Raw genomic sequence first — 24,618 nt, 5'->3', positions numbered from 1 at the left:
GCTAATGGCGCACGATGAGCGCGAGCATGCGGCCCTCGTGCTTCTTGCCGGCGCGCACGGCACGGCGGTGCGAATACCACAGCGGGTTTTCGAGCGTGCACATGCTGCGGCTGATGCCGTCGATGCGCTCGTCGAGCGACGCCGGCCCCTCGCCGTCGGTGCGGCACAGTTCGGCGAGCTCGGGATCGTGGTCGAGATACTGGGTCGCGGCGTGCACGCGCGGCATCGAATCGACCACCTTGCTCACGCCGGCGAACGCGAGGTCGATCATCGCGGCCTCGGCGATGTCGATGCCGGCGCCGCCGAATCGCGTGACGGTCTTGGTCAGCGGGAAGCGCTTCTCGAACTTGTCGGCGATCTCGTCGCCGACCTCGTAGCAGTCGCCGCAGATGCGCGGGCCGAGCGTGGCGACGATGCGCGACGGATCGGCTCCCTTGCGTTTCATGAGTTCGACGGTCGCGCCGATCACGCCGTTCTCGAGACCGCGACGACCGCAATGGCAGGCGCCGATGATGCCGGTCTCGGGATCGGCGAACAGCACGGGCAGGCAGTCGGCGGCGAACATGCCGAGCGCGATGCCGGTGCGCGACGTGACCTGGCCGTCGGCCTCCCTGACGGTCGGGGCGCCGTCGTCGGACGCAAGGTCCCCATCGGCCGGGCGCGTACCGGACACGTCGAAGCCGAACGGCGTGTTGATCTCGAACGCGTCGTCCACATCCACGGCGACGCCGGAGTGCACCTGCGACACCAACGACAGGCGCGCGCCGGCCGCCTCGGCGAGCGCCACGCGGTTCGACAGGACGGCCGCCGGATCGTCGCCGGATTTGCCTCCGAGGTTGCAGTTGCCGAAGTCGCCGGTGCTCAGACCGCCGAGACGCGTCGTGTACACGACGGTGACGCCGGGCGCGAGCGCGATCGGGATCGTCACCGGGATCGGGTTGCCGTCGCGGTCGGTCGAACTGATCTTGTTGCTGTCAAGAATCTCGTCATCATACTGTTCATCGCTCATGCCGCCCACTCTAGCGTGACGCACTGCCCGGCGGCAGGTGGGCGACCGGACGGCGGCAGGCTTGCGACGGGCTCCGGCATGCGGCCGCGCCTGACGCGCCGAACGCCGGACTTCCCACGCGGCGGCACAGGCGGCGGCACGAGTGGCGAAACGGACCGTGGACCGTACCGGTTCCCGTCTACACTGATCTGGTGCTTATTGACGAATCGACTGCTTTCCATACCCCCGTAAACGGCGCGACCATATCCGCCCTGCCGCGCCGTCGCAAGCCCGAAGTCCTCGCCCCCGCCGGCAACCTGCGCGGCCTCAAGACCGCCGTCGACTTCGGCGCCGACGCCGTCTACTGCGGCGGCAAGGCGTTCGGCATGCGCTCGGCCCCGAAGAACCTGAGCCTCGCCGATTTCGAGGAGGGCGCGCGCTACGCCCACGAACGCGGCGCCCGCGTGTACGTGACGCTCAACGTGCTGCCGCGCAACGCCGAGGTCGAGGCGATGCGCGAATACATCGGACAGTTGAAGGACACCGGCATCGACGCGATGATCGTCACCGACATCGGCGTGATGATGATGGCGCATCGGATCGCGCCCGACGTGGAGCTGCACGTCTCCACGCAGGCCGGCGTGACCAACTATGGCGCGGCGCAGGCGCTGTACGAGTTCGGCGCGCGCCGCGTCGTGCTCGCCCGCGAAATGGATCTGCAGGCCGTGCGCGATATCCGCGCGCGCATTCCCGACGACATGGACATCGAATGCTTCGTGCACGGCGCGATGTGCATGGCGTTCTCCGGCCGCTGCCTGTTCTCCAACTACTTGACCGGCCGCGACGGCAATCACGGCGAATGCGCGCAGCCGTGCCGCTGGAAGTACTCGATCGTCGAGGAGAAGCGGCCCGGACAGTATTTCCCGATCGAGCAGACCGAGGAGGGCGCATACCTGTTCAACTCGCAGGACATGTGCATGCTCGACCATATCGACGACCTGATCGATTCGGGAGCGACAAGCCTCAAGATCGAAGGCCGGTCGAAGTCGGCGTATTACATCGCCGCGATGACGAACGCGTACAAGATCGCGGTGAACGAGTATATGGTGCAGCGCGGGTTCGAGGACGCTTCCGGGGCGGTGCTGAAGCCGTTCCGCGACCGGGTGATCCGCGAGGGCGACCCGGATTACGCCGAGTCGGTCGATCTGGCTCCGGACGCGATCGAACGCGATGCGGACAAGGCGTTCGCCGGCGTGCCCGGCGGGGATATGGGACTGGAGTTCGGCGGCGATCCGGAGACGGGAGACATTGCGAACGGGGCCAACGGCACGAACGGGGCCAACGGCGCATCCGCGACCGAGGAGACTCTGGCTGCAGGGAACAGCGTCAATGCAACCGGCACGGTTTCGGATGCGACCGCTTCGTCTTCCGCGACCGAGGACGCCGCCGCACGTTCCGCCGGCGGCTCCCAGCTCGACGACCTGAGCTACCGCGCCCGCAGCGCGCGCCGCAAGTCGAACACGGCCGAGGAGGTGCTGCCCGAAGGCTGGCATCATGCGCGCGTGCGCCCGGCGGACCGTGTCGAGCTGCCCGACTGGCTGCTCGAGGAGCCCGACAAGGTCGCCCACCGCGATTATTCGACCGGATTCTATTATCCCGAGCACAAGGTTACGCAGAACACCAATCGTTCCGCGTATTTCCGAGCATGGATGGTCGTGGGCGAGGTGCTCGACTGGACGCCGGACGAGGGCGGCCGGGTGACGCTCATGAGCCGCAACAAGATCGAAGCCGGTCAGGAGATCGAATTCCTGCTGCCGGGCGAGCGCCCGTTCGCCTACACGGTGCCGGCCGGCGGCTTCCGTGACGCGGACGGCCATTGGGTCGAGGCGATCAACAATCCGGCGCACGTCTTCTCGATGCCGTGCCCGGAGCCGGTGCCGCACAACGCGGCGATCCGCTCGCGCACCAAGAAGCCGACGCTCAAGGCGGAATAACCGGGGGCAGTTTGACGATAGAGAGGCTGATTTGGAGCTCCATCGAGGTCAGTTTGACGATCGAGAGGCTATGTCAGTCCGACAACACCTTGAATCAGGGTGTCGCACCGCCGTTTTGGGTGGTCAGGGGACGGTTTCGATCCGCCTCTTAGCCTCTCGATCGTCGAACTGACCTCGGCAACAGCGGAAATCAGCCTCTCGATCGTCAAACTCGTCAACCACCATGCCCTGCGCACCGCCGAGCCCCTTACAGCACGGCGAGCGCGAAATCGACGAGGAGCTTGACGCCGTAGAGGGTGATGACGCCGCCGCACACGCGGTTGAGCACGTCGATGACCTTCGGGCTGAACTTGTGCGCGAAGGCGTTGACGACGAGCGTGACGCCCATGAACCACATCACCGAGGCGGTTTCCACGCCGGTGATGAACGGGGTGGTCTGCTGGGCGCTCAGGGTGGCGGCGAACGCGCCGAGCATCAGCGTGCCGTCGATGATGGCCTGTGGGTTGAACCAGGTGACCACGCATGCGGTGCCGATCGTGTCGAGCAGGCCACGCAGGCCCATGTGCTGAGCGCGGGTCGCGGACGCAGCCGTGGTACCGACCGCCGCGAGACCGGGCTGCGCGGCGACGGCCGAAGCACTCGAGGTGTTCGAGGTGGTCGCAGCCGCAGCGGCGTCCTGAGCCGCGGTCTTCTTCTTCGGCAGCAGCAGTCCCATGCCGATCTTCACCACGATCAGTCCGCCGAGACCGAGCACGATGGTCTCCAGCCACGGATGCGCCTGCATGAGCGCACCCACGCCGAAGAAGCAGGACAGCGACAGCGACATGTCGAACAGCACGACGATGAGCGCCGTGATGAGCGCGTTGCGGCGCGTGCGCGTCAGCGCCGAATTGATGACGAACAGATTCTGCATGCCGATCGGCGCGATGTACGCCAGGCCCATCGTCAGTCCCTGCAAGTACAGACCCATGTCTTCACTCCCCTGCATCTCGGTTTGGCTGGGTCACGCTCAGCCAGCCAAATCCAGCCAAATCCTTGTCAGCCGGATTCATTCCCACGGATCGCGATCACCGGCAAATCCGCATTATTCCAATACCGTCGCATTATCCTACCCAAGTGATTACACTTGGCAACCAGCCAAGCAGTGTGCCATAGACCCAACCAAATAAACCGAACTGGCCGAACTGACCACGTCAGATCAACCACCAAGACCTCCACCGCCCCCCGGCCACACGTCCAGCAACCACCCCGAATCGAGGAACCACCATGGCCCGTATCGCGCCGATCAGCATCGATTGGACGCCGGACCGCACGTCCGACGTGCCGATCACCGAACAGATCGTCGACTACATGTGCCGGCAGGTCTCCAGCGGCGCGTGGCCGATCGGCTCACGTCTGCCGTCGCAGCGCGCGCTGGCCGAGGCGTTCGGCGTGAACCGGTCGACGGTGATCGCCGCGATCGGAGAACTGGCCGACTACGGCATCGTCGAGGGGCTGCACGGCGCGGGCACGCGCATCGTGAGCAATACGTGGTCGCTGATGCTGCCGGGCGCCCCCGACTGGGCGGATTATGTCTCGTCCGGGTTCTTCCGCGCGAACAACGAGACGACCCAGACCATCAACCGCATGGAGTTCGCGGACGGGGTCACCCGACTCGGCACCGGCGAGCTCGATCCCCGGCTGTTCCCGCGCGAGATGTGGCGTCGCGTGGCGCGCGAGGCCGCGGACGAGATCGACTCGCTCGGCTACCCGGCTCCCGAGGGGCTGCCGGTGTTGCGCGAGGCGATCGCCGCGCATATGCGGGACACCGGCGTCGAATGCCGGGCGGAGCAGATTCTCGTCACGTCGGGCGCGCTGCAGGCGTTACAGATGATTTCGGTAAGTCTGCTGTCGGCCGGATCGACGGTGATCGCGGAGGCGCCGAGCTATATCAAGTCGCTGCAGGTGTTCCAGTCGGCGGGGATGCGGCTTGCCGGCGTGCCGATGGACGGCGACGGGCTGCGCGTCGACGCGTTGCGCGGCCTGCTGGACGGTTCCGCCGGCGGCCCGACGGCGACCGGTTTCGACCCGACGGCGACCGGTTGCGGCCCGACATCGAACGTCGCGTTGGCATCGCCGATCCCGTCATCGTCTCGTTCGGGGGCGGTTGCGGCCGCGCAGCCCGTCCCGCCGCCGCTGCCGGCCGCCCGCCGTCGCATGGACGACGCGGTGCTGTACACGATCCCGACGAACCACAATCCGACCGGCGTGACGATGCCGGACGCGCGGCGGCGCGCACTGGTCGACTGCTGCGTGGACCTGCGCCTGCCGGTCATCGAGGACGGAGCGTATCAGGACCTGTATTTCGGGGACGGCCCCGCGCCCACGCCGCTCAAGGCGATGGACCGCACGGGCATGGTGATCACGCTGGGCAGCGCGTCGAAGGCGCTCGCGCCCGGTCTGCGCATCGGATGGATCGTGGCGGACCGGTCGATCGTGCACCGGCTGGCCGACGTGAAGATGCAGATGGATTACGGCGCGAGCACGCTCAGCCAGTGGGTGTACGCGCGGTTTCTGGCGAGCGGCCTGTACGACGAATACGTGGCGGGGCTCAAGCGTGAGCTGCGCCGGCGGCGTGACGCGGCGCTCGATACGCTGGGACGCCGGTTCGCCGGGCTCGCGCATTGGACCGTGCCGCAGGGCGGGTTCTACATCTGGCTCACGTTCGATCAGCCGGTCAAGATCGGCCGGCTGTTCCAGCTGGCGTTGAAGCGCGGCGTGCTGCTCAACCCGGGCGACATCTACGATTTCGAGGGCGACAATTCGCTGCGTCTGAGCTACTCGTACACGACGCCGGAGGAGTTCGACGCGGCCGCCGCGACGCTCGCCGACCTGGCGCGTCAGGCCGGGGCGTGATGGCGTGATATCGGCTCGACGTGGCAGCCGCAGACACGGAGCGGGGTGCGTCATCATACCTGACGCACCCCGCTCCATGCCCGGCCAGGCACTCAGCCGAGCTTGGCGAAGTCCTCGTCGTCGAGCTCGAGTTCGCCGGCCTTGAGCGAATCGAGGATGGTCTCCGGGCGGTGCGCGCCGGGGATCACGAACATGTGGTCGCCCTTGGCGAGCTCCCACGCGAGCACGACCTGCTGGTAGCTGACGCCGTGCTTGGCGGCGACCTCGCGGAACGGGTCGAACTTGTGCTCGTCGTACGGGTGGCGGTAGCCGCCGAGCGGGCTCCAGCACACGAACGCGAGGCCGAGCTTGGCGCAGTAGTCGAGCGTGTCCTGCGTGTCGAGATGGACCGGCGAGTACTGGTTCTGCACGGCGATGAGCTTGTCGCCGAGGATGCCGCGCGCGATGTCGAGCTGTTCGATGGTCACGTTGGACACGCCCGCGTACTGCGCGACGCCTTCGTCGACGAGCTGCTTGATCGCCTCGATGGACTCGTTGTACGGCACTTCCGGGTCGTGGCGGTGCATGTACAGCAGGTCGATCGTGTCGACACCGAGCGCCATCGCCGACTCCTTGCCGTAGCGGATGAGATGCTCGGGCTTGCCGTCGCGCGGCCAGACCGGCTTGTCGCCGTCCCAGGCGCGGCGCAGGCCGATCTTGGTGGCCACGAGCACTTCGTCGCGCGGTCCGTTCCACGTCTCCAGCGCCTCGCGGACAAGTTTTTCGCCGGTCTGCTCCTCCTCGCCGGGCGTGTAGTAGGCCCATGCGGTGTCGATGTGGCGGCAGCCCGCGTCGAGCGAGGCGTGCAGCGTTTCGATGCCGACTTCGTGGCCGCGGTTGTTTTCGATGGTCAGCGGCATTTCGCCGTGGCCGATGGCGGTGGTGTCGAACGGTCCGAGATTGCGGTGCAGCATGGCGTTCTCCTTCGAGTGAGCTGAACGGACTGGACGGGCGGCCTTGGGTGGCTGCCGGCGATGTTCCGCCTCCCAGCGTAGAGAGCCGCTCGGACTCCCGCCGACTGTCCGTGAAGGCAACGCCCGCACGGCACCCACCGGAACGATGGCCGCAAGAAGCGTGGGAGACCGCTCACCGCCCACCGAAGGAGCCGCCGCCGGAGCCGCCGGACGAGCCGCCGAATCCGCCTCCGCCGGAGAACGAGCCGCCAGAGCCGCCGGAGGACGACGGTGCCGCCGCGGAGATCGTGGAACGGATGTCGGCGAAGCCGGCGTCGAGTTGCGCGCCGATATCGCCGATGTTCGCACTGAACGACGACGGGTCGAATCCGCCGGCCGAACCGGGGAACGGGCCGCCGCTGCCGTCCGCGCCGCCGTAACCGGCCCCGTACGCGGAATGCCGGTACCATCCGTACGGCCGGTAGCTCCAGTACAGCACCGAATCGGACGCGTTCGCGTCCAGCCAGTCCGGGTCGGTGATCTGCGGATATGCCCTGGCCAGTTCGCGCAGCACACGGTCGGAGATGCCGAACGAGGCCGCGTACACGAGGTAACGGTCCCACAGCACCAGATCGGCCACGCCGCGGTCGGAGAAGTCCGAGAAATCGACCAGATACCGGTACAGGCCATGCACCTGCCCGCCGTAACGCTGTCCGGCCGGGGTGAGCGCCGTGTGTTTGGCGCAGAACAACGCGAACAGGCTGAAGAACATGGTCGGCGCGGTGATGAGCACCGCAGCCGCCGCGTTGCCCATCGCGCCGAGCGCCACTATCCCGACGATCGCCACCGCAAGCCCGAACCCGCCGGCCACGCCCGCGCCCACGCCGCACGAGCGGGTCGCGCCGAGCATCGCGAACTCGTTGGCGCAGGCGGTCTCGTACTTCTCGAGCACCTTGTAGCCGCCTTTCCAGTTCTTGCAGGCGGCGTTCATCTGACGCAGGTCGAACACGGGCGCGCCGATGCGCTTGGAGATCGCCTCGAGCAGACGCAGGGCGCGGTCCTCGCTGGAACTCAGCCTCAGTTTGGCGCGGTCGGACTGGTCGAAGCACGCGGGCATGATCACGATGGTGCTGGTGTCGGCCGCATTGGCTACGCGCGACGGATCGGAGCCGATCAGCGCGGCGAGCTCGGCGGCGGAGGCGGTGCTCATGTCGATGCCGCGATAGGTTTCCGCAGGGCCCGGCCGTATCGCGATCGCCTTTTTCGAGGCGAGCGACAGCATGGTGGAGGTCATGCGGCGCGCGTCCAGCGAACCTTTGCCGTCAAGCCCCATGATGTCGGCCATCTTCGCCGCGGATGCGGGGCTCATGTCGGGCGGTTCCCGCCAGTATTCGATATCGCCGTGATAGCCGGCGATCCGGTGGCTGCGCAGCGCGGACACGACGGCGATCACGCACAATACCAGTCCGGCGAGCGCGAAGCCGGCCCATATCGCAAGCCGGCGTCGTGCGAACGTGCGCTGCTGGTCGCGCCATTGGGTCTCCTGCCGGGTCTCGTCGGCTTTGAGCCAGTCGAGCCGTTCCCCGTTGATCTTGCGAATCCAGCCGCCGGACCGGCTGCCGACATGGTCGCCGGACTTCCACCACGAGGGTTCCTTGACCACGTTCGCGTCGAACGCCGCGACCACGTCGAGGTACTCGCCGGCGCGCACGTCGTACGCGGTGAACCTGAGCGCGCCGTTGTCGCCGCGCGCGGTTTCGGACGTGCCGGTGTAGTGCAGCCACGCCCACGAATCGTCGGCCGTGATGCCGTTCGGAAAACGCACGGTGCCGGTGACTTTGCCGATCGGCGTCTGGTTCGACTCGCCGAACGGCTCCCATTGGAACGTGGCGACGTCGTCGTACAGCGTGGTCGTGCCGACGAGCGTGAACGTCACGTCGAATTTGAGACTGTCGGCCGAGGTGGTGTAGGGGATGTTCCAGCCGATCTCGATGGTTTTGAGCGCCGCGGAGCCGCCGCCGATCGGATAGCCGTCCTCGATCGGCTCGTACGGTTCCAGCGAGGCGCCGGTCGCGTCGGCGATATACCAGTGGTTCGCCCAGTCGCTGTTCCATTCGCGTTCGCTCAGGCCGTCCGGCAGGCGCGGCTTGGTTTGTGCGTACGTTTGCCCGGTGGTCGCGTTGCGTACGGAAATATCGGTGATGTCCGACAGGTTCGTGCCGTTGAGCGTGTACCGCTGATACAGCTGCTTCCACGGGCGTACGTTGTCATCGTCGTCGGTGCGTTTGCGCAGGCGCATGTCGATGTGCTGCGTGACCTTGAGACTGCCGTCCGACTGCACGTCGACGCTGTAGTCGAGCGTGCGATAGCTCAGATCGGCGCCGTCCTCGAACGCGGAGGCGAGCCACGCCCCACCGAAGACCAGTATGACGACGAGCGCCGCGATGAACGCTGATCTGATGACGCGTTTGACGTCCATCAGAACTTGACCTGCGGCACCGCGCGCGACTGTTCGTCGGCCTGGAAGTATTCGGCCTGCTCGAAGTGGAACAGTCCGGCGATGATGTTGCTCGGCACGGTTTCGGTGGCCGTGTTGTATTTGAGCACGACGTCGTTGTAGAACTGGCGCGCGTACGCGATCTTCGACTCGAGCTCCTTGAGCTGGGCCTGCAGATCCATGAAGTTCTGGTTGGCCTGCAGCTGCGGATACGCCTCGGCCGTCGCCTGCAGGTTGACGAGTGCGCGGGACAGCGCGTTCTCGGCGGCCGCACGCTGCACTGTCGTCGCGTTCGGATCGCTGGCGGCGGCGACCACACCGGCGCGGGCGGCGGTCACCTGCGTGAGCACGGTCGACTCGTGTCCGGCGTAGCCCTTGACCGTCTCCACGAGGTTCGGGATCAGGTCGGCGCGCTGCTTCAGCTGCACGTCGATCTGCGCCCACCCGTTCTTGACGCGGTTGCGCAGCGTGACCAGCCCGTTGTACGCGCTCACGCCCCACAGCACCAGCGCTATGAGAATGACCAGAATGATGATGAGGACGATCATGTGCTCCCCCTTGTGCGTTTCGCCTTGCCTCGTTGCCGTCGTTGCCGTGATCCACGGTCCCGTTCGTGCCCGTCATGTCCCATTCTTCCACAACGGACTCCCGCCGCCAAGCATCGCCGCGCGGAATCGCCCGCCTAATCTCGGAATACGGCTGAGGGGCAGCCGGAAGGTCTGAGCCTTCTGACTGCCCCTCAGTCATGCTTGGCATGCCGGCTTCCCGGACACGGGAAACCTATCTATCGATCAGTCCTCGAACACTGAGCCGTCAAACAGACAGTCCAGTGGACTGTCTGTAGGCGAAGTGAGCGGCTTCGCCGCGAAGGATCCGTGAGAGGACTATCAGTCCTCGAACGGATCGAAGTCGCGACGCACGCGGCGGCGCGGGCGCTCGTTGCGCTCGACGCGCTCGGCGCGGTACTCGTCGTAGTTCTCGTCGGCGGCGTAGCGCGGGTTGCGGTCGTCACGACGGGAGCGACGCGGACGGGAGTCGCGGTCGTCGCGATCGGAACGGGACGAACGACGGTCGTCGCGGCGATCGTCGCGGTCGTCGTAATCACGATCCGAGCGACGCGAACGACGCGGACGATCATCGTAATCACGATCGTCGCGGTCGTCGTAATCACGATCGGAACGACGGCGGCGCGGACGATCATCGTAATCGTCGTCATCGTGATCGTCGCGGCGCGAACGGCGCGGACGGTCGTCGTAATCACGGTCGGAACGACGGTCGTCACGATCGCGGCGCGGGGCGCGGCCGCCACGACGGTCGTCGCGGTCACCACGGTCGGAACCACGGTCGCCACGGGCGGCGCCACGGCCGGCGCCGGATTCCTGGTCCTCGAAGCCCGGGATCGCGAGGCTGATCTTGCCGCGATCGTCGACGCCCTGCACGACCACCTCGACGGTGTCGCCCTCCTTGAGCACGTCCTCGACGGCGTCGATGCGCTCGCCGTTGGCGAGGTTGCGGATCTGCGAGATGTGCAGCAGGCCGTCGGTGCCCGGGGTCAGGTTGACGAACGCGCCGAACGACGTGGTCTTGACGACCTTGCCGTTGTACACTTCGCCGGCCTCCGGTACGTGCGGGTTGGCGATCTGGTCGATGATCTGCTTCGCCTTCTCGGCGGCCTCGCCGCCTTCGGAGGAGATGTAGACGGTGCCGTCGTCCTCGATCGCGATCTCGGCGCCGGTGTCCTCCTGGATCTGGTTGATGTTCTTGCCCTTCGGGCCGATGATCTCGCCGATCTTGTCGACCGGAACGGTGGTGGTGATGATGCGCGGAGCGTACTCGCTCATCTCGGCCGGGCCGTCGATGCACTCGTTGATCAGGTCGAGGATCGTGGTGCGGGCCTCGTGCGCCTGCTGCAGGGCGGCGGCGAGGATGTCGGCCGGAATGCCGTCGAGCTTGGTGTCGAGCTGCAGGGCGGTGATGAACTCGCTGGTGCCGGCGACCTTGAAGTCCATGTCGCCGAACGCGTCCTCGGCGCCCAGGATGTCGGTCAGGGTCTTGTAGATGTGCTGGCCGTCCACGTCGCCGGAGACCAGGCCCATCGCGATGCCCGCGACCGGGGCCTTCAGCGGGACGCCCGCGGCGAGCAGGGACAGGGTGGAGGCGCACACGGAGCCCATCGAGGTGGAGCCGTTGGAGCCGATGGCCTCGGAGACCTGACGGATCGCGTACGGGAACTCCTCGCGGCTCGGCAGCACCGGCACGATGGCCTTCTCGGCGAGCGCGCCGTGGCCGATCTCGCGGCGCTTCGGGGAGCCGACGCGGCCGGTTTCGCCGGTGGAATACGGCGGCATCTCGTAGTTGTGCATGTAGCGCTTGGACTGCGGGCCGGACAGCGCGTCGATCTGCTGCTCCATCTTGAGCATGTTCAGCGTGGTGACGCCCAGGATCTGGGTTTCGCCGCGCTGGAAGAGGGCGGAGCCGTGCACGCGCGGCACGATGTCCACTTCGGCGGACAGGGTGCGGATGTCGCGCAGGCCGCGGCCGTCGATGCGGTAGTCCTCGGTGAGGATGCGGCGGCGCACGATCTGGCGCTGCAGCTCCTTGAACGCGTTGCCGAGCTCCTTCTCCTTCTCGTCGTCCGCCATGTCGGTGAACTCGTTGGCGAGGATCTCGCGCACGTGCTCCTTGATCTCGTGGATGCGGTCCTGACGCGGCAGCTTCTCCGCGATGGACAGCGCCTCGTTGAGGTCGGCGTGGGCGATCTCGTCGATGCGCGCGTACAGCTCGTCGGTGTACTCCGGGAAGAGCTGGAACTCCTTGGTCTCCTTGGCGGCCTTTTCCTTGAGCTCGTTCTGGGCCTCGCAGATGACCTTGATGAACGGCTTGGCGGCCTCGAGGCCCTGGGCCACGACGGTCTCGTCCGGCTTGGTCTGGCCCTCGTCGTAGATGAGGTGCCAGGCGTTCTTGCCGGCGCCCGCCTCGATCATGGCGATCGCGACGTCGCCGTTCTCGATCACGCGGCCGGCGACCACGATCTCGAACACGGCGCGCTCACGCTCGCTCCAGCGCGGGAACGCGACCCACTGGCCGTCGATCAGCGCCAGACGGACGCCGGAGACCGGGCCGGAGAACGGCAGGCCGGAGATCATCGTGGACGCGGAGGCCGCATTCAGCGCGATGACGTCATACGCATCGTCCGGGTTGATCGCGAGGACGGTCTCGACGACCTGCACCTCGTTGCGCAGCGTGTGCGGGAACAGCGGACGCAGCGGACGGTCGATGATGCGGCAGGCGAGGATCGCGTCGTTGGACGGACGGCCTTCGCGGCGGAAGAACGAGCCCGGGATCTTGCCCGCGGCGTACATCTTCTCTTCGACGTCGACGGTCAGCGGGAAGAAGTCGTAGTTCTCCTTCGGGCTGGAGCCGGCGGTGGTGGTGGACAGGATCATCGAATCGTCGTCAAGATAGGCGGCGACGGCACCGTCCGCCTGCTGTGCGAGGCGGCCCGTTTCGAAGCGCAGCGTGCGCTTGCCGAACGAGCCATTGTCGATTACGGCCTCAACGGCCTTGATTTCGGGACCCTCCATAGGGTTCCTCCTTTTTGTTTTTCTGTTATTTCCTACAGTTACCTACTGCTTTCGCCGAACTCCGCTCATCGCGTCATCCGTTCGGCCAAGCCGTTCCTCTGCCATGCGTGCGTACTTGCGTACCCGTTGTTCCGATCGTGGACGGCCCGCCGTGCGTCTCTTCCTCCCGACGCCTGCCGTCCGTCCTCATTCGTGCTCGGTGCGCGGGACTCCCCCGCGCCGTTCCTCTGTCAGATTCCAGACTCGTCTCTATTGTGCGTTTCACCCTCAGACAGACACACCCGGCCTCATCGGCTGCATCGCGTCCCGCGAGGACACGCGCCGATCGCGCGCGGGCCGCGGGACCACGCAAAAGCGCCCGAGCAATGACTGCCCGGGCGCAAAGTATGTTAGCGACGAATGCCCAGCTTCTCGATCAGGGCACGGTAACGGTTGATGTCGACGCGCTTGAGATAGTCGAGCAGACGACGACGGTCACCGATCATCAGCATCAGACCACGACGGGAGTGGTGATCGTGCTTGTGCTCCTTGAGGTGCTCGGTCAGATCGGCGATGCGCTTGGACAGCAGCGCGACCTGGACCTCCGGAGAACCCGTGTCGCCCTCGTGCGTCGCGTACTTGGTGATGATTTCCTGCTTTTCCTGAGCCGTAAGTGCCACGGCATCCTCCTTATGTTGCTGCGCGGTGCTGCCGGCCCAGTGCCGGCGCGCTCTCTATCCGCGGGCGAAACACGCCAAGGGGATACTATACGACGGGTGCGGGACTTTCGTTTGCGGGACAGGGCTTTTCGGCTTGTCGTCAACTTGCGCGAGGTGATCGCGCGGTGATCGCGCGGCAACTGCCGTGCCGCAAACGATCGTCTGCGGCACGGCAGTCCGCGGCACGGCAGTCTGTGACACAGCGGTCTGCCGCAGTCCGCGAGCACGCAACTTGCGTTACGCGTCACACCGTCGTCAGCAGGCCGCCGAACAGCACGATCAGCAGCGCGGCGGCCTCGATCGCAAAGAACATGATGAACGACGCCCAGCTGCGCGTAAGCACGCTCAGCGGCGAATCCTTGCGGATCAGGATCAGCAGGCCGACCCACAGCACCGCGTACGCGGCCACGCCGAACCCGGCGGCGATGATGCCGAGGTTCGTCGCGTTCGCCAGCGGCGCCGCGTCGCCGTACACGACGTACGTCGAATACCAGAAGTCGAGTTTGAGCAGGCTGAGCCCGGCGATGAACTGCTCGGCCGCCAGCCCGATCACGAACACGATGCGCCACAGCCACGTCTTCGATTCGACCACGGCCATGCCGAGGCCGGTGAGCGTGACCAGCGTGACCGTCCACGCGAGGAACACGAGGCCGCGCTGGTCGAACACGCTCATGTGAGAGACCAGCCAGTCGGTATGCCGCACGGCCAGCATGCGGCCCAGCCAATACGGCGCGATGATGGCGGCCAGCACGGAGACCAGATACACGCCCCAGTACACCGGGCGAAACCTGCGGCGTTCGATGTCGGCCAGCGAAAGATCCGACACGGGGATGGACGGATCGGGGTGCCGGGACACCTCGACCTCCTCGACCTTGCCGTCCACGATCTCCGTGGCCTCGTTCGGCTCCCCCGCGGCATTCATCGGCGCATCCTCCGCCGTCCTGTCCGCGGTCGCATTCGTCCCGTTCGCCATGCACCAGCCCCGTTCGTCGTCGTCAAAGCATTCCGGTCAATCCGGTCAATTCCGCGACCCATCTTAGCTCACCCATACGTATGCGGCCGTCCGTCGCATACGACCCGCATATGACCCGCCAAACACGACGTCACACGCAGACCATATGGGCAGGCATACGGGCACCGTCGAACGCACGCGCACGTCGCGTGGCGCCGTGCAACGCCGTGTGACGACACGGGCGACACGTCGATTTGACGCATCGCCGCTTCGCCGATACAGTATTCATTCGTCGTCTTACGACACCTGTCCGGGTGGCGGAATGGTAGACGCGCTAGCTTGAGGTGCTAGTGCCTATTTTATACAGGCGTGTGGGTTCAAGTCCCATCTCGGACACCGGCAAACCCCGTGGAAACACGGGGTTTTCTTGTATCTGCTCCCAGTTTTCGAGCTTTTCGCCGTCGCGGACTTGCCTTTGGGGAAAGGCTGTGTATAATAGCTCAAGTCGCTCAAACGGCACTGCGGATGTAGCTCAATGGTAGAGCCTCAGTCTTCCAAACTGATTACGCGGGTTCGATTCCCGTCATCCGCTCCACTGAAAACCGTTGGAATTCCAACGGTTTTCTTGTATCTAGACGTTGGCCATTGGGATTAAATGTCACAGGGATGTCACAAGCGAAAACCGATAAGGTCCCGCACGCTCCTAACTGTCGTGATTGAAAACGCGGCGTGTCATGTTTAAGGGTGCCGTTTTAACGGACGTCCTTTGTGTCGGTTTAGGCGACGGTATTGGCGGGTTGTGCCGGCAATGTTGATGGTGGCCGTCTTGCTGTTGTGGTGGCGTATTGTGCCTGCCCTTTGCCAGTGGTTGGGATTGTCTCAATGGGTGTCTTGGGGCTGGCAGTCGGTTGCGTCGATGATCGACACGACTACCCCTAAGTCTGGTTTAGGGCTGTTGCGGTTGTTACTGCCATGACTGGCGGGTGCCGCCGCGAGGGGGAAGGTGAGTGTCCTCGCGGCGTCCGCGCCGTTCGATGGCCGGGACGCTGCCCCCGGCCGTCTGACTTACTCGTGGACGTTTCGTATGGGCCCGGCCGTGTCCGTCGCCGTCACGGCCTGCGTCTTCGTGGTGGTGTTCGCCGTGGCGTTGAACGGGGGCGAACGTTTTCCCCACGATGGCCCCGGGGCGCATCCAGCGTCAGCGCTAGAGTCGCTGCGGCCCCGCGGGCGCGCACGGGGTACCCTCCCCCAGGGGGAGGGGGTGGGGGTTATTTGCCGGTGGTGTTGAACGTGACCTTGCCGATTTGGGCGGGCTGGAAGGTTCCCCAGCCGATGCGGCATGTGAGGCGGATCTGGAGGCTGTCGCGGCGGAATGCGTCGCCGTCCGCGACGTCGGCGTGCACGTCGCCGAGGGACGTGATGATGGTGCCTCGGTCCACGACGAGCACGGTGTCGGCGGGTGTGGCCGCGTTGATGATCACGGGGATACCGAAGAGCTGCGGGGCGGGTGCGTTGGCGACCTCGGGTGCGATGATGCCGCGGCCGTCCGTGCCCTTGACCTGGAGCAGTTTGGCCCATGTGCTGAAGTTCAGGATGATGGCGGTCGGGCTGGCGCCGGCGTCGGCGACCTTGGCGATGACGTCGAGGATCGGGTCGAGGCCGTAGTCGGTGGCGGTGGTTTCGCTGATGCCGTGCAGGTGGGCGAGGCCGGGCGTGCCGTTGGTGGTGGTCTTCTTGGCGACGAGGATCTCGTCGAGCTTGTAGGTCACGGAGCGGCGTGCGCTGTCGGTGATGCTTGCGGAGGCCTGCGCGTAGCTGTAGGCCTCGCGGCTGACCTCGGTGAGCAGTCCGACCTTCACGGTCCGTACGACGAGTTCGCTCAGGCCGGGCGTGCTTTCGGGGATCTCGCGGCCTTCCGTGGTGATGGTGGCGGCGGGGGCGATGGCGACGTAGGGCAGGCGTACCGCGGGGGCGTCGCCCTCGATGGTGGGGCCGATGGTGCATATCCTGTCGTCGAGCGCGAGCGCGTCGGGCACGGCCTCGGTGGCGGGCACGATGCTGTCGGGGTTGAACGACGTGGCTGCGGTGCGTGTGGTGGTGGTCATGGTGTGTTCTCCGTTTCCGTGCGTCCGGCCGGATACGAAGAAGGCGCGAACGCACACTGGGTTTGTTCAGTGGTTGCGTTCGCGCCGGGCGACTCGCGGGTTCCCCTCCGGGGGGGACTTCCTAATTGGTAATGATAATCGCTCCTATCGACTGAGGGCGTTGCGCAGGCGGTCGCCTCCCGCCGTGCCGCCGGTCAGGTGTGGTTCGCTGTGGGAGAGCAGTTCGCGGGTGGCCTGGGTGATGGCGCGTTGGCGTGCCATGTAGGGCTTGCTTGTGACGAGGTCCGTCACGGCCTGTTCGAGGGCGTCGTCGTCGAGGGTGCCGTCGTCGTGGTAGAGGGCGTCGATGTCGAGCATGTCGAGCGCGTCGTCCATGGCCTGCGGGTCGATGCGTCCGAAGACGTCGGTGTGTTTGAGCAGTCCGCGTCGTGCCGCGGCGAGGTGCGCCGTGGCGGTCTGGTATCGGGCCTGAAGCTCGTCGGCCCGGTGTTCGGCCTCGTGTGCGCGGTCGCGGTATTTCGCGGCCTCGCGTCGTGCCGCGGTCGCGGCGAGGGCGTGGTCGGTGTCGGCGGGCTGGGGTGCCGTGTCATCCGGGATGGTGCCGGGCGTGGCGTCGATGGCGTCCGTCTGCGGAGTGGTTTCGGTCATGATGGTTCCTTTCACTGTCCGGTGCCGGTGCGGTCGAGACGGTCGGCGATGCGTTTCAGTTGCCGGTCGATGTCCTTGAGCGACTCGGCCATGGCGAAGTCGGGGCGGTGCGCGTCGTACGTGCGGATCGCGAGGGCGATGTCCCCCAGCTTGCCGATGATGCCGGTAGGCTCGGCGGTGGTGTCGTCGTCGGCCATGATGGTGTTCCTTTCGTGATCGTTGTTGGTCTGGTTGAGCGTGTCGAGTTTGCGTTTGCAGCGTTTGCTTACGGCCCTCTCGGCCTTGAGCTTGCGCCGGTAACGGTCGAGTTCCCGGGTCAGGCGTTTGCACTCGTGTTCCAATGCCTCGTTGGTTGCTTTGAGCCGGGCGGTTTCGAGCTTGTCGGCCACGCCGGCCAGCTGCGAGAGTTCCACGCCTATGCCTCCTTGTCTGCCTGAATGGTGGTGTTGGCGTGGGCGGCGGTCAGGCGTTCCGCCGCCCTGCCTATGAGGGCTTCCAATTCGTCCACCATGTTGGTGTCGGGTTCCGGCGCGTTCTGCTCGAACGCGGCTTGCATGAGCGCGTAGGCTGCGGCGGTGCGAGAGCCGAGCGCGACGGGCAGTGCGGTCTTCTCGTTGATGTCGAGGCTCAGCCCGGCGAACGCCTCAGTGCTCCCGTCCGCCTGCTCGTAGCAGTTCACGTCGAGCAGCACGGTAGCGGTGAGCCGGCTGGGATCATCGGCCACGCCCACACCCCCGGTCATACGCACGACGCGCTGCCAGTCGTCGTCCTTTCCGGGCGCGTACACGTCGACGTCGCCGGCCCAGCGGGGCGGCATCGTCAGCGTTCCGGTGTCGGCGAGCCTCGTCGGATCGGTATTCTGTTCACTGGCACTCATTTGTGTGCCTTCCTTTCTGCCACGCTTGTGGCGGATACCGGGGGATGCCGGAGGCTGATTGGCGTCACGCGCCGGCATCCCCCTTGTTGCGTCCGGCCGGCTAGTTCCACCGGTCGAAATCGGCCACGGCCTCACGGCCCTCTCGTTCGGCGGCCTGCTCTGCCTGCTCCCGCATGGGACGAACGGCTTCCCTCGCCTCGTTCTTGGCCGCGTCCGCGTCCCATCCCTCGGCGATCAAACGGGATACCTCGGTCTCATACGCCGTTTCGACGTCCCTCATGCTTTGGTCGAGTTCACGCCGGTAGGCGTTCTCGTACACGCTGCGGCGCTCCGCGTCGTTGTTGTCGTTCATGGTGATTCCTTTCATTGGTTGGTTGGTGGTTAGAAGAGTGTGCCTTGTTCGTAGTTGCGGGGGTCGAGTTCCTCGCAGAACATGGCGAGTTCGCAGAGCGGGCACGACACCTTGAGTGTGTCGGGGCTGTCGATGATCCTGCGCAGCGAGGGAGGCCCGTAGGCGAGCACTTGCCCGCACATGGTGCGGCATGTGCCTTCGTAATGGTCGAGCCATTCGGCGGGCTGGTGCATGACGAGTGCCGTGGTGTGGGGTTGTTTGGTGTCCATGTCGGCTTTCCTCCCTGTCAGAAGTCCGGTTCGCGGTCCGGCCCGTCCTCGTCTGTCGTCTCCGATGGTTCGGCGCTGTCGCCCGCACTCTTTTGGGAAGTGTCCAATGTGTCCAAAGCGTCCAATGTGTCCAGAATCTTCGGCCGCTTGACGCCCTGCGGTTCGAGTGACTCCCAGATGCGCAGCGAGTCCCACGGCTTGACAAGCGCCTCGATCCGATACCCGCGTTTGGTGTTGTCCTCGTTGCGTCCCGCATGGACGCCGGTCTTCTTGAGCAGTCCGGCCAGTCGTTTGGGCGTGATCTTCCGGTACTCGCTGCCGATGCCCCACGCCTCGGGATCGTAGAGGGCGAGGGCGTTGCACATATCCGCCGAACAGACGAAACGCCGTTCCTCCCATTGCCGGGACCATATGGCCGCAACGTCCCTGAGCAGCGCGGCGGACGGCGACGACTTGCGCAGGCCCTCGGCCGCGTCGATTCTCGACTGGGTCACATTGTCCTCCGCCAGCCTTGCCACGGTATCCAGCCATGACGTCTTGCGGCCGCGCATGTCGTCGTAGTCGTCGAGCGTCTGGGCGACGCGGGCGAGCGGCAGCCAGATTTCACGGAACCGGGCCTTGACGCATTCGGGCATGGCCGGCCGGTTGCGCAACGCCTTCAACACCTGCCCGTCGCCGGCCCATCGTTCGATATCCCCGAGCAGTCGCGTGTACTCGCCGTTTTCCTCGATGAGTTCCCAGTCGGTCTCGGCGACGGTATCGTCCGGGTAAAGGAACAACTGGATGCAGCGTTGCTCGGTATCGTCGGGAAGGTCGGGATTGTTGCCGGCGAACGCGACCGGCGCGAACGTGCTTTGCACGCTCGGCTCCCAGCCGCCGTCCTTGGTGGGCTTGTTGACCGGCCTTGTGTTGCCGACCTTGTACCCGCTGTTGACGATGGCAAGGAAGTCCTGAGTCAAGGGGTTGTCCTTGCGCAACGACCGGTCGGCCTCGTCCACGAGCATCGTGTAACCGGCCTCCGCGAGACCGGCGAGCAGACTCGCGGACGATACGGCGGCCATCATCACGGCGTTATGGGACAGATGCTTGATCCAGTCCAGAAGCGTGGTCTTGCCCGCGCCGGGGATGATCGAGCTAATCAGCAGCCGAGGGGTGGTGCCGAGACTGTTGCACGTCCATGTATGCAGTATCCACAACGTGACCACCACGAGGTCGTCAAGGGACGCGCCGACATGTTCGTCCAGCAGCTCCAGCACGCGCCGCCCCACGTCGCTGGACACTTTGGACGCTTTGGACGCATTGGACACTTCCTGTGTATGGGTGCCGCCAGAAGCGTCCACAAGGGAAACGGTCGCCTCGGCGGGCTTGAGCTGCGAGACTGGCGGCATCTGACCACGCTTCCCCGGCCTCGTCCTCGCCACGGCACCGACCGGCCCGGCCGGCACGGCCACGCCCAGATTCTCGATGGTCTGGGGCGTCATGGTCTCCCGCGCCTTCGTCGCGCTCATTGCCTGCTCCCTTCCATGACGTGATACCGGTTCACGGCATTCACTACATGCGCCGCGCCAACGCTTTGGACAACGCGCGGTTGTATTCGGCCGTACGCTGGTTGCGATACGTGGCCCTCTCGCCCTGCGGCCACTCGCCGGGATGATCCGCATACCAACGGCTGAGGTTCATCAAACGGTTCCATTCCAGCCACGCCGCGTAAGAGTCGGACTGCGACACGACACACACCTTCCCCGACGACAACGAGCAGCGCGACAGCAAGGACCATAACGGCCAAGGCCAGCCGGCCCGCCTGTGCGAGACAGACGGAGACGACGGCAAGAATCATGGTGAGAACGTCAACCGGCTTCACTGCGCACCCCCGGTCAGTAGGTCCACCAGCTCGGCCACCTGCTCGGGTGTCAGCAGGATACGAACGGCCGCGAGTTGATCCAGCCCCAACGACAGTGAAGCGAAGCCGTCGTAGTATTTGGTGGCGGTCATGGGCCGGCCCGGATCAATCGAGTTCGGGATTGTGATCCGCGTCACACGGCGAGCCGTAGTAGACTGGGACTCACGATTCTGGTTGTACGTAGAGCTGGAATCTTCACGGGTCGCGGACGTGGCAGCGTCGGCGACCTTCTTCATTTCTTCGGTCATGCATTCACCTTCTTGTACTTGGCCTTCGCGGCCTCGTTGTATTGGCTGATCCGTTCGGCCCGCTGCTCGGCTTCCTCGTCGCTGCTTGCCGTCGTGTTCTGAACGCAGGACGCCAGCCAGTCGTCAACGTCTCCCTTGCGATACAGAACGGTTTTCGGGCTGGGCTTGATGAACTTCGGTCCCCGGCCGATGTAGCGAAGCTGTCCGAGTTGACCGACTGACATGGGGACGTACACGCTGGTTTCCTCGACGGTCATGCGCACGTCGTCCGGGTTCGGACTGGCAGCGAACCTGTCCATGAGGGCCACGAATCGGGCCGTCTGGGTAGTCAGCTCGTCGGGGATAGTCACGGCCGGGACGGTCCGGTCGATGGCAGTGTGGTGAGTCTGAGTCATACCATTCCTTTCTTTGAGACTAGAGTTTCTAGTGATATCCAACTAGAAAACAAGGTAATTGTGACGATAGCACATTTTATGTGATTTGCAAGTCGTGTCTAACTGAGTTTTCGGGTAATGTGACGTCCATGGCTGGAACAGATAAAGATATTCAGGTTGGTCGCAACCTTGCTTCTCTGAGAGGTTCGCTGTCTCAAGAAGAGCTTGCAGCGCGTATGAAGCAGCGTGGCTATAGGTGGTCGCAATCAACCGTGTGGTCGATAGAGAGAGGCGACAGGCCGCTCCGCCTGACTGAAGCATTGGATGTTTTAGATTGTTTAGGTTGTGAGGGGGGCGAGATTTGGCAGCTGGTGGCCGCGAACGATGAGGTTAGATCGTTGCAAAAAAGCGTCGACTCGCTTGAGGATGGATTAAATTCACTGGAGAAGGCGTGGGAGAAGATAGAACATGATCGTCGTTGGCTGCTTATTTCGGCCTCCGTTCTGAGCGCCGACGATCTTGCGTCCGTCGAGGAAAGCGTGCATGAGATTCTTCTTAGAACGCGACCAGAGCGTATCTTGAAAGACGTCATACGGCACATGATCATTGGGTATGAACAGAATGATGTAGCTGAGCCAGAGGCCGACCAGTTAACGCCAGCGGGATATGAACGATATGTATATAACCGCGAAGGTTTTGGGAGCGGCGAGTTTGATTCAGAAGAGGGAAAGATGCTAGCTCCGCTACTGCGCGCGTGGCTGCCTTCGGTATTCGGTGATGTAGATGGCGACGATTCAGAAGTATGAGACCGCCGGCGGCATCCGCTACCGCGTACGCTATTGGGACCCATCCCACAAACAGAAGTCGAAGACGTTCCGACTCAAGCGCGAGGCCGACGCCTTCAAACGCCAAGTGGAAAACCAAATGGCAGAAGGCGACTACATCGACCCGGAGTTTAAGGCGCTGCCGCTATCGGCGATCTACCCCACCTATCTCGCCGGGAAGAAGGGAGTCGTCAAGGCATCCTACTACCGCGATATCGAAAGCGCTTGGAAGAATCATGTCGAGCCACGATGGGGTGATAGGGCGGTTGGATCCATTTACCGGTCGGAGGTCCAGACATGGGTGAGTACGCTATCGGCCGGCGATGAGAACAACGGCGTTAAGGCGAAGAGTGCAAGTGTCGTCATACGCGCCTATGACCTGCTTAAACAACTTCTAGACATGGCGGTATCGGACGGTCTCATACGCAAAACGCCATGCGCGGATATCAGGCTACCCAAGAAAGTGGCGAAGAAACGAACGTACCTCACGGTCGAGCAGCTGCTATCTCTCGCTGATGCAAGCGGAAGGTTCGCGCCGTTGATGCTTACGCTTGGCTTCTGCGGGCTACGAACCGGCGAAGCAAGAGGGCTTACCGTCGAGGATATCCACATTGCCGACCTGCGCATATCCGTGGAACGCAGCGTGACCCGAGTTCACAAGGAATGGGTCGAAAGCCTGCCAAAGACTTGGGAGCGGCGAAGCGTTCCGGTGCCCGACTATGTGATGCGCCGCATAGCCGAGGAATGCGAAGGCAAAGGCAAGAACGATCTTGTGTTCACGGGAGACGGCGGCGGGTACATAGGCGAGTACCGTCGCGGCGCTCACGGCTGGTATTCGCGGGCAATAGCTCAATCGGGCGTCCCGTCCCTCACCATTCACGATTTGCGGCACACGGCTGCGTCAATAGCCATATCGTCCGGCGCCAACCCGAAGGTTGTCCAGCGTATGCTAGGTCATCGAACAGCGGCGGAAACAATGGACAGATACGCGGACTTGTTTGACCATGATCTGAACACTGTGGCGGTCAGCGTGGACGATCGGATAACCTCCGTCATGTCACACACATGTCACAGCTCGGACAAAACACAGTGATCTATACCACCTTCTGTGAGTGTAGAACCGTTGGAAAATAACGGTTTTACACTCATGGGCGATACGTTCGTAGAGTTCGATTCCCGTCATCCGCTCCCAGACAAAAGGCCGGAAGCCCAATGATTGCAAGGGTTTCCGGCCTTCCTGTTTTTTCATGGCGAGGCGGTGCCCCTTTGCAAGATTTGGGTCAATTATGCCCAATCGTGACCCCGATAGCATGACCACATACAACGACACCGACAAGGAGCCAACGATGGCAAAAATCACACCAGCGCCAGGCGCACTGTTCGACGGCGGCAACTTCCGCCTCTACGACAACCGCATCGAAATCAACAAATACGGCCTCCTCGGCGGACTCAAAGGCTTCGGCGTCGTCTACTACAGCGACGTGGCCGGCGTAACCGTCAAAGGAAAATACATGACCGTCAAGAAGGCGGCTATGAAAAACGCGATCCTGCTCCAATTCAAGAAGAAGGAACAGGCACAGGAAGCACTCAACATCATCAACGCCAACAAAGCCTGACACGCCCCCACCTACGCGAAACAGCCCCGGCGCTCGCATACGAGCTGCCGGGGCTGTTTCGCGTCTATACCGGATCAGGCGCCCTGAAGTTCGCGGTATCTGTTTTCGAGCCCTTCGCGCAGCACCTGTGAGTAGTTGATGTTGTGGCGCTCGCCGAACGTGTCGAGCCATGCGGGGATGGTCACGTTCTTGCGTACCGCCTTGCTGCCGTACTTTTCGGCGTAGGCGTCCATGTCGAGACTGATGAGACTGACGATGCCATCCGGCTCGTCGGGCGTCACGTCGGCGATGTTGCTGGCATGCGGTACGTCGCGGCCGTCCTCGAGTTCGGTGAGCACCCAGCCGCTGGCCGCATCGCGTGCCATGTCGAGCGCTTCGGCGAGTGTATCCCCGCCGGTGACGAGGCCGGGCATGTCGGGCGCGGTGACGACGTAGCCGCCGCTGTGGTCCTCGTACGGGGTGAGGATGATCGGGTAGACCAGTTTCATTTCGTCCTCTTTTCGTTAATGCCGGCCTGTTTCCATATGGCTTTGACGATGTAGGGGTTCACGTCGCCGCGATGGTCGGGCACGGTGACCTTACCCGGCTTCGTCGGATGGACGTACTGGCGGTGGCTGCCCTTCTGCGCGATGGGCGTCCAGCCGTCGGCCAGCAGTATCTTCTCGATTTCCTTGAACCTCACACCCGCCATTATACGCATAATGCGCATTACGTCAAGTTTGGGAAGAAGAACCGACGAAAAACGGCTCTTCGGGTGTTTGTGTGGGTGTGAATCTTCTGTCTGGCTTACTGCTTATTGGTGTCCGGGGAGTTTGAGGTTGAGTCCGCCGCATTTGAGCATGACCAGGCCGATGAGGTTGTCGAG

Annotated in this window: 25 protein-coding genes and 2 tRNA genes; 7 read left to right on the top strand and 20 right to left on the bottom strand. The window is 64.3% G+C overall.

Annotated elements, in window-relative coordinates; all coding sequences use genetic code 11:
• Nucleotide 1: 1 nt before the first annotated feature.
• Entirely contained in the window at nt 2-1,009 is a 1,008-nt protein-coding gene (locus JS533_RS09140) for a purine nucleoside phosphorylase YfiH/LACC1 family protein (protein WP_241514108.1), read from the bottom strand.
• Between the two features lie 251 nt (nt 1,010-1,260).
• On the opposite strand from JS533_RS09140, the gene JS533_RS09135 reads away from it, so the two are divergent.
• Nucleotides 1,261-2,982: a peptidase U32 family protein gene (locus tag JS533_RS09135; protein WP_241514115.1), complete on the top strand. Its 1,722-nt coding sequence runs from the start codon at nt 1,261-1,263 to the stop codon at nt 2,980-2,982.
• 247 nt (nt 2,983-3,229) lie between these two features.
• On the opposite strand, the gene JS533_RS09130 is transcribed toward JS533_RS09135, so the two are convergent.
• Nucleotides 3,230-3,952: a LysE/ArgO family amino acid transporter gene (locus JS533_RS09130; RefSeq protein ID WP_241514107.1), complete on the bottom strand. Its 723-nt coding sequence runs from the start codon at nt 3,950-3,952 to the stop codon at nt 3,230-3,232.
• A gap of 296 nt (nt 3,953-4,248) precedes the next feature.
• Here JS533_RS09130 and JS533_RS09125 point away from each other — a divergent pair, with 296 nt between their 5' ends.
• On the top strand, nt 4,249-5,877 hold the full coding sequence (locus JS533_RS09125) for an aminotransferase-like domain-containing protein (protein WP_241514106.1): 1,629 nt from the start codon (nt 4,249-4,251) through the stop codon (nt 5,875-5,877).
• A 92-nt stretch (nt 5,878-5,969) separates the two neighbouring features.
• Here the strand turns inward: JS533_RS09125 and JS533_RS09120 are convergent, their stop codons facing one another.
• The 6 genes from JS533_RS09120 to JS533_RS09095 all read right to left on the bottom strand — a co-directional run bounded on the left by JS533_RS09120 (nt 5,970) and on the right by JS533_RS09095 (nt 14,510).
• Entirely contained in the window at nt 5,970-6,830 is an 861-nt protein-coding gene (locus JS533_RS09120) for an aldo/keto reductase (protein ID WP_241514105.1), read from the bottom strand.
• A gap of 172 nt (nt 6,831-7,002) precedes the next feature.
• Nucleotides 7,003-9,288 carry a DUF2207 domain-containing protein gene (locus JS533_RS09115; protein ID WP_241514104.1) on the bottom strand — a complete coding sequence of 762 codons (2,286 nt, stop codon included), beginning with the start codon at nt 9,286-9,288 and terminating at the stop codon, nt 7,003-7,005.
• A complete protein-coding gene (locus tag JS533_RS09110; protein ID WP_241514103.1) occupies nt 9,288-9,854 on the bottom strand; it encodes a LemA family protein in 567 nt (188 codons plus the stop codon). The genes JS533_RS09115 and JS533_RS09110 overlap by 1 nt, the downstream gene beginning before the upstream one ends.
• Before the next feature lie 339 nt (nt 9,855-10,193).
• The gene (locus JS533_RS09105) at nt 10,194-12,890 is read right to left on the bottom strand and encodes a polyribonucleotide nucleotidyltransferase (protein ID WP_241514102.1); all 2,697 of its coding nucleotides are present in this window, start codon (nt 12,888-12,890) and stop codon (nt 10,194-10,196) included.
• Nucleotides 12,891-13,279: 389 nt separating this feature from the next.
• Complete coding sequence (rpsO, locus tag JS533_RS09100; RefSeq protein ID WP_219059342.1) at nt 13,280-13,549, bottom strand: 30S ribosomal protein S15; 270 nt, start codon at nt 13,547-13,549, stop codon at nt 13,280-13,282.
• Between the two features lie 283 nt (nt 13,550-13,832).
• Nucleotides 13,833-14,510 (bottom strand): hypothetical protein, encoded by a 678-nt coding sequence (locus tag JS533_RS09095; RefSeq protein WP_241514114.1) that lies wholly within the window; start codon nt 14,508-14,510, stop codon nt 13,833-13,835.
• 338 nt (nt 14,511-14,848) lie between these two features.
• Between JS533_RS09095 and JS533_RS09090 the strand changes: the two genes are divergently transcribed.
• Nucleotides 14,849-14,936 (top strand) — tRNA-Leu (locus tag JS533_RS09090).
• Between the two features lie 125 nt (nt 14,937-15,061).
• Nucleotides 15,062-15,135: transfer RNA gene (locus tag JS533_RS09085), tRNA-Gly, on the top strand.
• 673 nt (nt 15,136-15,808) lie between these two features.
• Here the strand turns inward: JS533_RS09085 and JS533_RS09080 are convergent.
• From JS533_RS09080 to JS533_RS09040, 10 genes are all read right to left on the bottom strand, one after another.
• The gene (locus JS533_RS09080; protein ID WP_241514101.1) at nt 15,809-16,645 is read right to left on the bottom strand and encodes a phage major capsid protein; all 837 of its coding nucleotides are present in this window, start codon (nt 16,643-16,645) and stop codon (nt 15,809-15,811) included.
• A gap of 144 nt (nt 16,646-16,789) precedes the next feature.
• Nucleotides 16,790-17,293, bottom strand: a complete 504-nt coding sequence (locus JS533_RS09075) for a hypothetical protein (RefSeq protein ID WP_241514100.1) — start codon at nt 17,291-17,293, stop codon at nt 16,790-16,792.
• Nucleotides 17,294-17,304: 11 nt separating this feature from the next.
• Nucleotides 17,305-17,706 (bottom strand): alkaline phosphatase family protein, encoded by a 402-nt coding sequence (locus JS533_RS09070; protein WP_241514099.1) that lies wholly within the window; start codon nt 17,704-17,706, stop codon nt 17,305-17,307.
• Nucleotides 17,707-17,708: 2 nt separating this feature from the next.
• Nucleotides 17,709-18,170 carry a hypothetical protein gene (locus JS533_RS09065; protein ID WP_241514098.1) on the bottom strand — a complete coding sequence of 154 codons (462 nt, stop codon included), beginning with the start codon at nt 18,168-18,170 and terminating at the stop codon, nt 17,709-17,711.
• A 100-nt stretch (nt 18,171-18,270) separates the two neighbouring features.
• Complete coding sequence (locus tag JS533_RS09060) at nt 18,271-18,522, bottom strand: hypothetical protein (protein ID WP_241514097.1); 252 nt, start codon at nt 18,520-18,522, stop codon at nt 18,271-18,273.
• A gap of 29 nt (nt 18,523-18,551) precedes the next feature.
• On the bottom strand, nt 18,552-18,791 hold the full coding sequence (locus JS533_RS09055; protein WP_241514096.1) for a hypothetical protein: 240 nt from the start codon (nt 18,789-18,791) through the stop codon (nt 18,552-18,554).
• 17 nt (nt 18,792-18,808) lie between these two features.
• Nucleotides 18,809-20,299, bottom strand: coding sequence for a DUF3631 domain-containing protein (locus JS533_RS09050; RefSeq protein WP_241514095.1), 1,491 nt, complete (start codon nt 20,297-20,299; stop codon nt 18,809-18,811).
• A gap of 43 nt (nt 20,300-20,342) precedes the next feature.
• On the bottom strand, nt 20,343-20,471 hold the full coding sequence (locus tag JS533_RS13725; protein ID WP_274619229.1) for a hypothetical protein: 129 nt from the start codon (nt 20,469-20,471) through the stop codon (nt 20,343-20,345).
• A 177-nt stretch (nt 20,472-20,648) separates the two neighbouring features.
• The gene (locus tag JS533_RS09045) at nt 20,649-20,939 is read right to left on the bottom strand and encodes a hypothetical protein (RefSeq protein WP_241514094.1); all 291 of its coding nucleotides are present in this window, start codon (nt 20,937-20,939) and stop codon (nt 20,649-20,651) included.
• A complete protein-coding gene (locus JS533_RS09040; RefSeq protein WP_241514093.1) occupies nt 20,936-21,334 on the bottom strand; it encodes a helix-turn-helix transcriptional regulator in 399 nt (132 codons plus the stop codon). Before JS533_RS09040 ends, JS533_RS09045 begins: the two co-directional genes overlap by 4 nt.
• A gap of 128 nt (nt 21,335-21,462) precedes the next feature.
• Between JS533_RS09040 and JS533_RS09035 the strand changes: the two genes are divergently transcribed.
• The 3 genes from JS533_RS09035 to JS533_RS09025 all read left to right on the top strand — a co-directional run bounded on the left by JS533_RS09035 (nt 21,463) and on the right by JS533_RS09025 (nt 23,753).
• Entirely contained in the window at nt 21,463-22,119 is a 657-nt protein-coding gene (locus tag JS533_RS09035; RefSeq protein WP_241514092.1) for a helix-turn-helix domain-containing protein, read from the top strand.
• Nucleotides 22,097-23,230: a tyrosine-type recombinase/integrase gene (locus tag JS533_RS09030; RefSeq protein WP_241514091.1), complete on the top strand. Its 1,134-nt coding sequence runs from the start codon at nt 22,097-22,099 to the stop codon at nt 23,228-23,230. The genes JS533_RS09035 and JS533_RS09030 overlap by 23 nt, the downstream gene beginning before the upstream one ends.
• Before the next feature lie 253 nt (nt 23,231-23,483).
• Complete coding sequence (locus JS533_RS09025; RefSeq protein WP_241514090.1) at nt 23,484-23,753, top strand: hypothetical protein; 270 nt, start codon at nt 23,484-23,486, stop codon at nt 23,751-23,753.
• A gap of 74 nt (nt 23,754-23,827) precedes the next feature.
• Here the strand turns inward: JS533_RS09025 and JS533_RS09020 are convergent, their stop codons facing one another.
• Nucleotides 23,828-24,241, bottom strand: coding sequence for a type II toxin-antitoxin system HicB family antitoxin (locus JS533_RS09020; protein ID WP_241514089.1), 414 nt, complete (start codon nt 24,239-24,241; stop codon nt 23,828-23,830).
• Nucleotides 24,238-24,435, bottom strand: a complete 198-nt coding sequence (locus JS533_RS09015; protein WP_241514088.1) for a type II toxin-antitoxin system HicA family toxin — start codon at nt 24,433-24,435, stop codon at nt 24,238-24,240. The genes JS533_RS09020 and JS533_RS09015 overlap by 4 nt, the downstream gene beginning before the upstream one ends.
• Between the last annotated feature and the right edge of the window lie 183 nt (nt 24,436-24,618).

The organism is Bifidobacterium amazonense (genome assembly GCF_018555435.2).
Lineage (GTDB): Bacteria > Actinomycetota > Actinomycetes > Actinomycetales > Bifidobacteriaceae > Bifidobacterium > Bifidobacterium amazonense.
This window is presented reverse-complemented; position numbering and strand designations above follow the sequence as displayed.